The 13,099-nt window shown below is 43.9% G+C and carries 13 protein-coding genes and 1 pseudogene; 11 read left to right on the top strand and 3 right to left on the bottom strand.

What is annotated here, in order from left to right:
- Positions 1–100 precede the first annotated feature (100 nt).
- Positions 101–529, bottom strand: coding sequence for an exosporium protein C (locus L6442_RS16905; protein ID WP_212979332.1), 429 nt, complete (start codon positions 527–529; stop codon positions 101–103).
- Between the two features lie 226 nt (positions 530–755).
- On the opposite strand from L6442_RS16905, the gene L6442_RS16900 reads away from it, so the two are divergent.
- From L6442_RS16900 to L6442_RS16885, 4 genes are all read left to right on the top strand, one after another.
- Complete coding sequence (locus tag L6442_RS16900; protein ID WP_212979331.1) at positions 756–1,181, top strand: MarR family winged helix-turn-helix transcriptional regulator; 426 nt, start codon at positions 756–758, stop codon at positions 1,179–1,181.
- A 130-nt stretch (positions 1,182–1,311) separates the two neighbouring features.
- A complete protein-coding gene (locus L6442_RS16895) occupies positions 1,312–1,665 on the top strand; it encodes a carboxymuconolactone decarboxylase family protein (protein ID WP_212979330.1) in 354 nt (117 codons plus the stop codon).
- An 83-nt stretch (positions 1,666–1,748) separates the two neighbouring features.
- Positions 1,749–3,470, top strand: a complete 1,722-nt coding sequence (lpdA, locus tag L6442_RS16890; protein WP_212979329.1) for a dihydrolipoyl dehydrogenase — start codon at positions 1,749–1,751, stop codon at positions 3,468–3,470.
- Positions 3,463–4,416, top strand: a complete 954-nt coding sequence (locus L6442_RS16885; protein WP_212979328.1) for a lipoate--protein ligase — start codon at positions 3,463–3,465, stop codon at positions 4,414–4,416. Before lpdA ends, L6442_RS16885 begins: the two co-directional genes overlap by 8 nt.
- Positions 4,417–4,496: 80 nt before the next feature.
- Here the strand turns inward: L6442_RS16885 and cdaS are convergent, their stop codons facing one another.
- The gene (cdaS, locus tag L6442_RS16880) at positions 4,497–5,114 is read right to left on the bottom strand and encodes a sporulation-specific diadenylate cyclase CdaS (RefSeq protein WP_212979327.1); all 618 of its coding nucleotides are present in this window, start codon (positions 5,112–5,114) and stop codon (positions 4,497–4,499) included.
- Positions 5,115–5,318: 204 nt separating this feature from the next.
- Between cdaS and L6442_RS16875 the strand changes: the two genes are divergently transcribed.
- The 3 genes from L6442_RS16875 to L6442_RS16865 all read left to right on the top strand — a co-directional run bounded on the left by L6442_RS16875 (position 5,319) and on the right by L6442_RS16865 (position 7,773).
- Positions 5,319–5,747: a ribonuclease domain-containing protein gene (locus tag L6442_RS16875; protein ID WP_212979326.1), complete on the top strand. Its 429-nt coding sequence runs from the start codon at positions 5,319–5,321 to the stop codon at positions 5,745–5,747.
- Positions 5,748–5,766: 19 nt separating this feature from the next.
- Positions 5,767–6,039, top strand: coding sequence for a barstar family protein (locus L6442_RS16870; RefSeq protein WP_194232434.1), 273 nt, complete (start codon positions 5,767–5,769; stop codon positions 6,037–6,039).
- 177 nt (positions 6,040–6,216) lie between these two features.
- Complete coding sequence (locus tag L6442_RS16865) at positions 6,217–7,773, top strand: ABC-F family ATP-binding cassette domain-containing protein (RefSeq protein ID WP_212979325.1); 1,557 nt, start codon at positions 6,217–6,219, stop codon at positions 7,771–7,773.
- 110 nt (positions 7,774–7,883) lie between these two features.
- Here L6442_RS16865 and L6442_RS16860 read toward each other — a convergent pair whose 3' ends face one another.
- Entirely contained in the window at positions 7,884–8,435 is a 552-nt protein-coding gene (locus tag L6442_RS16860) for a GrpB family protein (RefSeq protein ID WP_212979324.1), read from the bottom strand.
- 195 nt (positions 8,436–8,630) lie between these two features.
- Between L6442_RS16860 and L6442_RS16855 the strand changes: the two are divergent.
- The 4 genes and pseudogenes from L6442_RS16855 to L6442_RS16840 all read left to right on the top strand — a co-directional run.
- Positions 8,631–8,795: pseudogene (locus L6442_RS16855) on the top strand (RsiV family protein); the annotation flags it as partial.
- Between the two features lie 398 nt (positions 8,796–9,193).
- Positions 9,194–10,351, top strand: coding sequence for a hypothetical protein (locus L6442_RS16850; protein ID WP_212979323.1), 1,158 nt, complete (start codon positions 9,194–9,196; stop codon positions 10,349–10,351).
- Positions 10,352–10,689: 338 nt separating this feature from the next.
- A complete protein-coding gene (locus tag L6442_RS16845) occupies positions 10,690–11,805 on the top strand; it encodes an alpha/beta hydrolase (protein ID WP_212979322.1) in 1,116 nt (371 codons plus the stop codon).
- A gap of 229 nt (positions 11,806–12,034) precedes the next feature.
- Positions 12,035–12,787: a C40 family peptidase gene (locus L6442_RS16840; protein WP_212979321.1), complete on the top strand. Its 753-nt coding sequence runs from the start codon at positions 12,035–12,037 to the stop codon at positions 12,785–12,787.
- The last annotated feature ends 312 nt before the right edge of the window (positions 12,788–13,099 follow it).

Raw genomic sequence — 13,099 nt, 5'->3', positions numbered from 1 at the left:
ATAATTGAACGTGCAAATGATCTCCTTGAAGACGATCCGGATGAATCATTTGCACTTTCCTGGTTAAAATGACATACGGCCAACGTACAAAGTTTGAACCTTAAACCCCTGTTTTAACGGCCAGCCCGCTAAAAGAAATCGGACCAACCACATCAGCTCGGGTATTCGCGGTTACATTTTCTGCGGTTACGGTGTAAACATGAGTACCTGGTCTTACATTTTTATCGATCGCCTGGAATGTGACAGCATAGTTTTGCTCGGAGCCGGCTGATTCAATACCCTGCTGCGTGTTAAATATTTCGATTCCGTCCCGGAAGATTCTAAAGAGAATTTGAGCAATACCGGTAACTCCTCGAACGCCAATTGTTGCAACCAATTCAACTCTATTAGGTTGGGCATTTACAGCAGGTATTCTTAATCGAATAGTTGCTAGGAGGGATCTTCCCGGCGAGCGTCGGATCGTAAATGAATTTGCTGGATTAAACCTGCGCCGCGGCTGAACGGCAGCTTTATCGAGAATACGTGCCACAATATCATCTCCCCTTATTAGATATTCACAATATATGTGTGGATGAAAGGGAGTGATTGGGCGTTTCATATAAACACTAAAGAGATCTCATCAGTTTTTCGAAAAGAAAGGTTATGACGAATCTATCTGCAGGGACTTCAAAAATATCTGTAGAGAAATTATATGTTATAGTTAGTATGGCCAGAATGAAATAATTAACCTGAAACAATAGAAAGGGATGTCACCTGTGTTTAATCTAAAAGATTGCATCGGATTCATTACAAATACAGCTTCCAAAAAAATATCAGACGCATTTAACGCGCGATTAAGAGAAAATAATATAACGAGAGTCAAATGGATTGCCTTGTTTTTTATTGGCCAAGAAAAGAATATCTCTCAGAAAGAATTGGCTCAAAAGATGAATGCTAACGAATCCTCCATAGCCAGACTGCTGGAACGGATGGAAAAAGATGATTTATGCGTAAGAACAAGAGATACGTCGGATCGCAGAATTATTAGAATTAGCTTAACCCCAAAGGGAGAGCAATTAAGATCTGAGCTGTTACCTTTAGGGCAAGATTTTCATGAGGATGCTACGAAAGACATTTCTCCGGCAGAGTTGGAAATTTTCAAAAATGTATTAGAAAAAATGGTCTCGAATTTAACAAAATAAGGTTAATAAAAGCGGGCATATTTAGGAGGAGTGGCTTTTTTTTAATTAATACTTTACATAGCAACCAATGCAGTGTAAAGTATTAATAGAACATAAGTGAATCAATTCACAAAATAAGGAGCTGGTTCAAATGAAGAAAGACGTTAGACAAATGTTGAATGATTTTACAGGCGGCCTGCATGAATTGTCCGGAACACATCCGGAGAGCGTCAATGCATTTATGAATTTGCTTGGAACCAACTATGCGGATGGCGCCCTGGATACAAAGACGAAAGAGTTGATCAGTGTCGGGATCGCTGCATACAACCGCTGTGAATATTGCATTGTTTTCCATGTCTATAAAGCTCTGGAAGCAGGTGCAACCCGTGAACAGATTATCGAAGCGGCTATGATTGCCGTTGCATTTGGCGGCGGACCTAGCATGGCTTATTCCGTAACCTTGCTTAAGGATGCCATCGATGAGTTTGAAAAGGACTTTAAATAATCCTAATCGCGGCAACCTTCTGACTGGTGCAGGAGGTTGCTTTTTTTCAAAATGCACCGTACAACGTATAACCGGAGGAAAACATGATGATTATTAAGCTGGAGCAGCTGACAGGGCATGACAAGAAAACGAAAATCGGTAAGCTCAATGTTGCCGAAGGAGATCAGGTAGAAGTTGGACAAACTTTACTGCAGATGGAAAGCAAGAAAGGGAATTCGCCTTTATTATCTAAATATAAATGCACAATCGATAAAGTGCTGGTCGAGGAAGGCCAGGAAATTGAACTCGGACAGAGCTTGTTCGAAGTGACTGCGGATGAGGCCAATCAAGAATCTTCTAGTAAATCTGCACAGCCCAAACCGAAGTTGGACTATTTCGGCGGGCTTCTGCGCGGGAAGAAGGAGGAGATGCAAGCCGAGTTGCTCATTATCGGCGCGGGCCCGGGAGGATATGTCGCTGCCCTCTACGCAGCCAAAAAAGGAATCCAAACCGTGCTTGTGGAAAAGGACTCCATGGGCGGAACTTGCCTGAATGTAGGCTGTATCCCGACCAAAGCCTTGATTAAATCGTCCGAGGTTTTTCATCAAATGATGCATGCCGATGATTTCGGACTAGCCGTCAAACAATTGGAACTGGATATGGCCAAGGTGATTGATAAAAAAGATGAAATCAAAGGCACACTGGTATCGGGAATCGAATACCTTCTCAGTAAAAATGACATTCGGGTCATCAAGGGAACGGCTTCTTTCCTAAGCGATAACCAGGTTCTCGTCAAGAGCGGAAAAGATGAATACACCATTGAAGCTAACAACACATTGATTGCTACAGGCTCCAAAATCTCTGACATCCATTTGCCGGGGATCGATCATGATTTTGTTTTGAACAGCACTTCTGCTCTAGCATACAAAGAAAATATAAGTTCAGTCACGATTATTGGCGGCGGCGTGATCGGTATGGAGTTTGCCTTCCTATACTCCAATTTCGGAATACAGGTCAATGTACTGGAGTTCTGCGACAGGCTGCTGACGATGGTAGACAAGGACGTCTCGGAAGAGATTGCTCATATTGCCGCTGAACGAGGGATCGGTGTATATACGGGAGCCAAGGTGACAAGAATTGAGCAAGACCAAGCGGGGAAAGCGATTGTTATTTTTGAACAAGATGGCTTGGAAAAGTTTATCACGAGTGAGAAGGTTTTGGTGGCGATCGGCAGAACGCCGAATCTGGATGGGCTGGACATTGAGAACACGGACGTTAAGCTAAATGACAACGGGAATGGAATTGCTGTAAATGAACATCTGCAAACTTCCGTCGATCATATTTACGCCATTGGGGACGTCACCAACCGGATTCAACTGGCACATGTGGCTTCTCACGAAGGGATAGCAGCCGTGGATCATATTTTGGGCATTGACGCTCATGTCGATTACGGGATGGTACCGAACGTTATCTTTACTTCGCCTGAAATTGCTGCGGTCGGATTAAATGAAGACCAAGCCAGACTCCTGGAGAAAAACATTCAGGTGAGCAAATTCCCTTTCCAGGCCAATGGCAAAGCATTAACGATGAGAGAAGGAAGAGGGTTCATCAAATTGGTCAAAGACCTGGACAGCGGCAAGATGATTGGCGCCTCGATCATAGGTCCGGAAGCTTCTGCCTTGATCAGCACATTGACGGTAATGATCAACTCCAATATAAGCGAAAAAGAAATTACGCATACCATTTTTGCTCACCCGACAACGGGCGAAGTGATTCATGAGGCTGTTTTGGGCCTAAGCATAGGGGCTTTGCATTTCGATGAATAGGATTGTTGTTTCTGAAGAGCGAGATCCTTACTATAATTTGGCTTTAGAAGAAGATTTGCTGAGAGGCGTCCGCCCGGATGAGGTTATTCTGTATCTGTGGCAAAATGAAAAAACCGTCGTCATCGGCAGAAATCAGAATCCCTATCTTGAATGTGATGTCTCGCAATTGACGGCAAGCGGCGTTCGCTTGGCAAGACGTATCTCAGGCGGAGGCGCGGTTTATCATGACTTGGGAAATCTGAATTTCACCTTCATTTATCATGAGAGCCGTAAAAACTTGGACAAGCAGCTGAATGTCATTAAAAAAGCGGTTGAAGCTTTGGGGGGTGTTACGGTTGAACTTTCCGGCAGGAATGATTTGACGATACAGGGCCAAAAGTTTTCCGGACATGCATTTTATGCGGAGGATGGTCACGAGTTCCATCATGGGACATTAATGGTGGATGTGGATTTAGGTCAATTGGAAAATGTGCTGAAACCTTCCAAGCTAAAAATGCAGGCGAAAGGGATCACTTCCGTGAAGAGCAGAGTCGTTAATTTAAAAAAACTCAATCCTTCCTTTTCAGTGGACAAATTGTCATATTTGTTAAAGGTCTATTTTGAAGAAGCCTATGGGGTTACTTCCGAGCCTTTAAAATATCATAGCATACATTATACGCCTACGAATCTGCATCAATACAAAGATCCTAAATGGGTATATGGCGAGAGTCCAAAGTACGATGTGATACTGGAGAAAAGAGCATCTTTCGGCATTATTCAAGCCCTTCTAAACGTAGAGAATGGTATAATCAAAACTATAAAAATCCATTCCGACAGTCTTAGCATTCTTCATTATGAGCCGTTAGAACATCAATTGACCGGTATGGAATTTAATCCGTTTTTCGAAAATAAATTATTTGATGAAATTGATGCTATGAGCAACTTCCCAAAAAATCGAAACCTTTAATCTTCTGATTATAGGTTTCGATTTTTTTCGTCAAGCCGGAAGGTCTGCCCTTCACATCCTCATGAGGATGCCCTGACACTTCAGGGAGCGACAACATTAATTGGATGCAAGGCCCCGCTTATGGCAAACGATGCTTGACCCGTTTCCTCAGATACAACAAGGACAAGGGCATCACATTGTTCGGTCAGGCCGATCGCTGCACGGTGTCTCGTTCCCAATTTTCTGTCAGAAACATTAATGTCGGATAAGGGAAGAACATTTGCGGCAGACACAACCGTTTCGGAGCGAATCAGAACAGCGCCGTCATGCAGCGGATTTCCCGGAAAAAATATCGATTCGATCAGGGAGTGGGATAAAGTTCCGCCAATCGGAATGTTGGATCGAATGAGAAGTTCAAGCGGATCCTTTCGTTCCACGACGATTAGCGCGCCATGCTTGCGTTCGGATAAGTTTCGTATACATATAGTCAAATCCTCGTATTTAGATGTGTAAGGAGATAAATAACATTTCAAATAGTAAGACGCCGCCGTTGTGATGATATCTGTCATAACGTTCCTCATACTTTCGAACTGCTGTACGAGGCATACATTTTCATTCCTTAATAGTTCAATATTATGTTTTGCCAATGAAGAGATGTCTTCAAGCCGTCTTTCCAAATGTTCTTTTAATGAGGAAGAATTGCAATTATTATTGATCATTTCGAACCTCGATTCGGCTAATGGTATTTATTACTTTTGCCATAAAGGGGATTTAATATTCTAATGCCTAATTAGCAAAGATACCTTATCTCCGAATCCCGAAAAGCCTGATATGTGTAAATGATAATCAGATGGCAGCCGATGAAACTTTAAGCCATTAAATGCGTAAACAAACGGGGACAAATTATCAAAATAGAAGTGAGGATGAAACATTTGAAAGCTTTGAAGTACGTGTTGTTTGTATTGTTAAGCTGTTTATTGCTTCTGACCGGATGCGGATTACAAGAGAAACAGGCGAAATCAGAAGGCTTAACTACGTTCGAAAGTGTCGCAGACTACATAAAGACCCATCAAAAATTACCGGATAATTTCATTACGAAAGATGAAGCGAAACAACTCGGTTGGGACCCGCAGAAGGGTAATCTTGATAAAGTAGCGCCCGGCAAAAGCATCGGCGGCGATATTTTCCGAAATCGCGAAAAAAAGCTGCCTGTTAAAAAGGGAAGGATATGGTACGAAGCGGATATCAATTACAAATCCGGCCGTCGGGGGAAAGACCGAATCCTATTTTCCAATGACGGTTTGATATACAAGACGGAAGACCATTATGAAACGTTTCAACAAATAAAGTGATGTATCGGAGGAACGGAACATGCGAAATATTATTTTGGATGGCAAGAAAATAGACAATAGAGCTCAACTGCACGCTGTTTTGAAAGAAGCTCTGGAACTGCCCGACCATTACGGCAACAATTTGGACGCTTTATGGGATTGCCTGACCGGGTGGGTCGAAATGCCGCTTACGATCCGTTGGGTGCATGTCCAAGAAAGCGATAAGAAGCTTGGAGAATACAGCGGACAGTTGCTGCAGCTTTTTAAAGAAGCGGAAGACGAAATTGAAGGTTTCCGTATAGAGATAGAATAAAAAGGTGTTCCTTTCGTAGTTCACAAAAAAAGCTTTCCACGACAAAGGGAGCTTTTTTTAATATGGTTTATTTGGGACGAAACGTAAAATTAACATGAAATTTGACGTCTTTGTATTGAAATCATGACTTCAACATGCTTATAATAGGTCGATTATATAAGAAAAAGGTGTCTATCGATGAGCATATTAAACGTTGAAAATTTGAGTCATGGTTTCGGCGATCGCGCCATCTTCAAGGATGTATCTTTTCGGCTATTAAAAGGCGAGCATATCGGATTGATCGGCGCCAACGGCGAAGGCAAATCCACCTTCATGAACATCATTACGAACAAGCTGCAGCCCGACGAAGGCAAAGTGGAGTGGTCCAAGCGCGTACGCGTCGGCTATCTTGACCAGCATGCGGTTCTGACGAAAGGCATGACGATTCAGGACGTGCTTCGCAGCGCGTTCCAATATTTGTTCGATCTTGAGCAGGAAATGAACGACATGTACAACAAAATGGGCGAAGTCGGCCCGGAAGAGCTGGAAAAGCTGCTGGAGGAAGTCGGAACCATCCAGGATACGCTGACGAACCAGGATTTTTACATGATCGATGCCAAGGTGCAGGAAACGGCCCGCGGGCTCGGCATAACCGACATCGGTCTTGACCGGGACGTTAACGATTTGAGCGGCGGTCAGCGCACGAAAATTTTGCTGGCGAAGCTGCTGCTGGAAAAACCGGATATTCTGCTGCTTGACGAGCCAACCAACTATTTGGACGAGCAGCATATTGAATGGCTGAAACGCTATTTGCAGGAGTACGAAAATGCGTTCATCCTTATTTCGCATGATATTCCCTTCCTGAACAGCGTTATCAATTTGATCTATCACATGGAGAACCAACAGCTGACGCGGTATGTCGGCGACTACGACCAGTTCCAGCAGGTATACGAAATGAAGAAGCAGCAGCTGGAAGCGGCTTATAACCGGCAGCAGCAGGAGATCGCGGACCTGAAGGACTTCGTTGCCCGCAATAAAGCCAGCGTAGCTACGCGCAACATGGCGATGTCCAGACAGAAAAAACTCGACAAAATGGAAGTCATCGAGCTGGCGAAGGAAAAGCCGAAACCGCAGTTTAATTTCAAGGAGGCCAAGGCTTCCGGCAAAATGATTTTCGAAACGAAGGGACTCGTCATCGGATACGACAGCCCGCTTTCCAGACCTCTTGACCTGCAGATGGAGCGCGGCCAAAAAATTGCCCTCGTCGGTGCGAACGGTATCGGTAAAACGACGCTGTTGCGAAGCATTCTGGGTGAAATAACTCCAATCTCGGGTTCCGTCGAGCGCGGCTACAACCTGGAAATCGGCTATTTCGAACAGGAGATGAAAGAGGGCAATTACAACACTTGCATCGAGGAAATTTGGGAAAGCTTCCCTTCGTTCACGCAGTTCGAGGTGCGCGCGGCGTTGGCCAAATGCGGACTGACTACCAAGCATATCGAGAGCAAGATCGCAGTGCTGAGCGGCGGCGAGAAAGCCAAAGTTCGCCTGTGCAAGCTGATCAACAATGAAACTAATTTGCTGGTCCTTGACGAACCGACGAACCATTTGGACGTCGATGCGAAAGACGAGCTCAAGCGGGCACTGAAAGCGTACAAGGGCAGCATTTTGATGATCTCGCATGAACCGGAATTTTACAGCGATATCGCAACCGAAGTTTGGAACTGCGAATCGTGGACCACGAAGGTTTTCTAAGACCCGTACAAAGGGTTGTTGAAAGAAAAAAACGGTTGAAGCCATTGGCTTCAGCCGTTTTTTCAGTAGTATGGGGCCATCAACCGGCGCAGTATTGGAAAGACGGTGAACTAATCTTCCCATACGTTTTGAAGAGGAAGCCCATGCTCTGTTCGAGCCAAGTCAACAACACGCTGGATAAAGGCAGTTTTTCCCCGCGTATAACCGTCAGGGTCTGAATGATATTGTTCAGCCAACGACCGTTTTAGTTCCCCATACTCCTTTACGAAATCGGGATGGGCCCGAAGGTAATCGCGAAATAGCAGTTCATTTCTTTCGTAAAATCCATCAAGCGGAAATATATGCAAATGATGCGTACGTGCTCCTGCATGTTCCTTTACAAAGAAGTGTCGCCCGGTCATGCCAGTTTCAATATAACGATAGCCTGAATTGCTGAGCAAGTTCCCATAGGTCTGTTCATCAAGCAATGTATGAACTGCAGCGAAAATATCGATAATGGGCTTAGCGTCTTGATTGGGTATGGAAGTACTGCCAGTATGTTCAATGGTAACAACGTATGAGGCCAGTATTTCAAGCAATCGCTCTTTCTCCTTCTCAAATTCCATAGACCAGTCAGAGCTATAAGGATATACTTTGACTGAATAATGCTGCTGAGCGGACATTTTTTCACCCTCCCTTTTTTCTATTTCAAGATTACATTGTTAAAAAAAGTATTGTAGATATTACCACTTCATTTTTGTATTGTCAATGATTTCCTTTATTCGATTCCATAATGATCAGATTCCGGCCATTGGCAGATAAGTCGTAAATACGGTTGCTTCATCCTTAACAACATTTAAATACGAGACGATTGACAAGAAAGCATTGCTAAAGATCAATCCTTTTATATTAACAATGATGGCAAACTTGTCATTTCCTTCGATAAATACGAAGTTGCGCCAGGTTATATGAGCGTGCTTGAATTTATCATACCGACCCATGTGATTGCCGATTCATTAGTAAGTCATGTATATATAAAATAATCTGGAAAAATTAAAAAGGATGCTGCCCTAGAAGTACTATCAGTAGGTCCCTAACTAAATAGAGTAAGGGTAACTCGCTTTCAACGGAGTTGCCTTTTTTTCTTTTGCAGCGAATTTCAATCCCGGTTTCGCTCCGTTTTTTTAAGATTATAGAATTTATAAATTTTCAGCGAAGCTGAACAATTCTATAATCGCAAGAAAAACTATCTCTAAACGCGGTCTGTCTTCTATGAAAATACGTCGATAGACGTTTTTCTTATATCGTTTAGCTAGATTTGCCCGTCTCTTTGGTCTGTTTGTCATGGATGAAGACTTGGCCTTTTGCCACTTGTTGGCAGTGGGGGTTGCCATCCATAATGGATCTTGTCCCATAAACCAGACCAAGGAGCTGATCATTGATGTTTAAAGCAAAGAGTCAATCGAAGTTAAAGTATGACATCCGAAAATGGTTGCTAGTGGCAACCGCATGTACTTGGTGTATAACGACGGGAGGTAACGTAAACGCAGAGTCGTCTGCCGTAAAACCTCCGGAAATGCTGTTCTACAAGGACCTGGATGCGAAGCATGAGTCAGTATTTGAACATGGGGAAAATCGTATTTCTTATGCAGCACTTCAAGATGATCAAGTCATTATCAAAACCATTGGCGCTTACGGCCAGATTAAAACCGATATCGCTTTCCCGAGGCGGAAGCTCGAATCTATTTCGGAGTTTCATCATACCCAAGACAAAGGTTACATTGCGGGTGGCGGCACGCAGATTTTAAAGGTTAATGGCAAAGGAGAAAAGCAGTGGGAGTATACGCTTCAGCTAGAAGGCGGTTACATTACTTCAGTGAATCAATTGAAAGACGGAAGCTATGCGGCCGTGGTTGATAAGCCAAGCAGTCAATCTAATGCCCATGTGCTGCATTGGATTCAATTTTCATCCACTGGAGAGGTGGTTCATGAAGACGATCTGCAAGGTGTTGTCTTTGACCGGATTCATTCTATTCTAATCACATCGGATGGAGGATTTGTTGTATCTGGAGTGAGTTGCCAGAATGAAGAGAGCGAGCATGTTTTTCTTGCGAAGTTTGATAGTTCTGGACATGTGGAATGGCAGCAGTCCTTATCCCCGGCTGAAGACTCCCAAAGTGTTGGGGTGATGTCTACCGCAGAAGGAATTGATGGAAGCGTCGTCGCGGCCGGATATTACAATCATCCGAACCCGAACGACAGCCGTCTGCTTTCTGTGGATCGAAGCGGTTCGCAGAAGTGGATTCGCGTACTCGACTCTGCTTTTGACAGAAGTATGCTGAACGATATCCAACCAACTTCCGATGGCGGTTTTATCGCTACCGGAAAGGTAAACGAGGATTGGCACGGCACCGTGGCACGGCAATTGGTATGGGGTATCCGCGAAAACGGGGACTCGGATTGGACCAAGATCATCAATCGGGGCAATTATAATTCCGGGGATGTTGTACAGCCACTGCAAAACGGGGAGGCGTTGCTGATCGGAACAACGGATGGATCTTATAAGCTTATAAAGCTGGGAACCGTGAGACGGAATTAGTGGATCAGATGAGCTCCCTGCTACAATCTGCTGCAGAAAGACGGGATTAATTTAGCGGCCAGGGAGAAATCCCTGCGCTGCTTTTTTGTATTCTTTTAAACCCCATCAATCGTATGATAAGTTTGAACATGATGCATATGTCAAAAATTAACCACTTTTACTGAGATAAATGACCTCTCTATATAAAAGGCATAAATATTGCCATATCATTCGATAAATTTATGTCTCTCCAAAGCCGGGTGTTTTTCCTATAATATATTGTAATCGCTTTCTTAACGAGGTGGCTTTATTAATTCGTATGAGACGGGATGTTTTACGTCAAAAGGAGACGAAATTAGATGAATGATACAACTTCCTACGAAAATCTGGTATCAAAACTGAGCGAGGAGATCCCTGCTACAAAAAAGAGCGGATTCGATTTTATCGTCAAGCCGATTCCAGATTCGAATGCGATCGGTGAATTGGATCCTCGGGTTCTTCAAGTAACTTTGCAGACAGCGGAAAAAATGGCTTCGTTGGAAATACAACCGCCAGATCCAACAGATATGACCGGTTTTGTAATGGGAATGCGGGCGATGATGGGTTGGAATAATGAAGATGTTACGAAAAGCAAAGTTGAAACCACATATAAGACGATTGAGGGGACGAATGGTTCTATTCCTCTTCGGATCTATACCCCTATGAAAGAAGGAATACTTCCGGCGGTTGTCTTCATCCATGGCGGAGGATTCATCGGCGGAAGTGTCGATGTTGTGGAAAATCCATGCAAAGCCTTGGCAGAAAAGGCAGGCGCCGTTGTCGTTTCCGTTGATTACCGTTTAGCGCCTGAGCATCCGTTCCCGGCAGGGCTGACCGATTGCTTTGATGCCGTGACATGGGTCTATAAACATGCCGAAGAAATTAGAGTCAATCCAGAGCAAATTGCCGTATCTGGAGATAGTGCAGGCGGCAATTTTTCTACGGTTTGCGCGCTCATGGATCATGAGAAGGGAACAGGGATGATTAAGTTTCAGGCGCTTATTTATCCGACAGTGAATATGGCCCGCGTTCAAACAGAGGATTTCAATTGGAGTCTTGACCAATATGAGATTCGCAACCATGCAGAGCTAATCACTCCAATGATTTCAGCGCTTGGTGAAAGCGGAGATCTCCTTTTTCAGCTTTACCTACAAAATAATGTGGATATTAGAGATCCTCATGTCTCCCCGCTTTTATCGGTTAAGCTAAACGGCATGCCGCCAACGCTGATTGCGATCGCCGAATATGATTATTTGGCTGTAGAATGTGAAGCTTATGCGGCGAAGCTTGCTCGCTGCGGTGTCCCTACGAAGCTTATTCGGTATAATGGTACAGACCATGCTTTTATGGATAAAATCGGTCTGTATCCGCAAGCAGAAGATTTAATGAATGAAGTAGCAAAAGAAATCAAGCGAGTATTTGCCTTATCTAATTAATTTGATAAAAGGCAGTATATATGTTTTAAAAGTCCGCATGAATTGCGGGCTTTTTTTTCATCCAAATTATAACAAGTTACAATTTTTTAATTTTTCTCATTGAATTTTCATTTTCGTCGTTTATAACTGTCTGTGTAGGGCGGCGTGTCCCTCGCTCTCTCATTTCGTTTTCGATTTTAATAGTTAGGCTCATAGGGACACGCCTTAATTTTACTTCAGGGAGGACTTTATGAATAACAACACGAACAACATCAAAAAAAACCGAGTCGTCAAAGTATTGACCGGAGTCGGTCTTTGTCTCTCCATTGCTTTCTCCGGAAGCGCGCTGCTTCCTGCACAGCAGGTTCATGCTGCTTCAGTTTCGTCCAACAGTTCCATTGCGGACAATATTATAGCGACAGGCAAACAATTTATGGGCGTTCCTTATCATTTCGGAGCTTCATCGGGGCGGACAGATGAGTTCGATTGTTCTTCGTTTACCCAATATGTATTCAAACAAAGCGGCATCCATCTTCCGCGGTCTTCGAGACAACAATCCACCGTAGGGACGCCGGTTTCCAAAAATCAACTGCAGCCGGGAGATTTGGTTTTTTCGGATACGAATCATGATGGCGTTATTAATCATGTCAGCATCTATATCGGTAATGGTCAATTGCTGCATACCTATCGTGTCGGCATTGGCGTTACGATTTCCAACTTTGCGGGAAGCGCTTGGGACCGAGGTTTCATGACCGCACGCCGCGTCATTCCTGGCAATGTACAAGCTCGCGCAGTATCGCAGTCGGCGAATGCGCAGTCTACTGATTCGCAGTTTGCAGATAAGCAGTCCGCGGATATACAGTCTACAGATGCACAGTTTGCCGCGGATTCGCAGGCCACAGACAAATGGCCTCAAACAACCAAGGTCTCTCACGTGAAAAAACATAATCATGTTTCGAAACACGGGAGAACTTTCGGAAGATCGGATTCAGAGAACGAATGAGACGAAGAATATCTGTATAAGGGCAGAGCCTCGAACGAGGTTCTGCTTTTTTTGACATTTCAGACAATCCAGACAATCATGCCAGTATAAACTTCCGGGGTCCCCGTAAAGTAATCGGAATAAGCTTCAAAGGCTGCACGTCACTCAGTACTTTTGCTCCGCAAAAGCGCCTCTCTTCGAGAGTCGTCGGAATTCTTTCCGATACTCTTTGCGGGGTTATTTTATATAATATTAATCTTTGGAATAATACATCACGATGCATTTCTCGGGTACCATAAAGAGCGGAAAGGATTTCTCATCAATTTCTCATGG

This window comes from Paenibacillus azoreducens, assembly GCF_021654775.1.
GTDB classification, from domain to species: domain Bacteria; phylum Bacillota; class Bacilli; order Paenibacillales; family Paenibacillaceae; genus Paenibacillus_AQ; species Paenibacillus_AQ azoreducens.
Note: the sequence above shows the minus strand (reverse complement) of the source record. Positions and strands in the feature narration are given on the sequence as shown.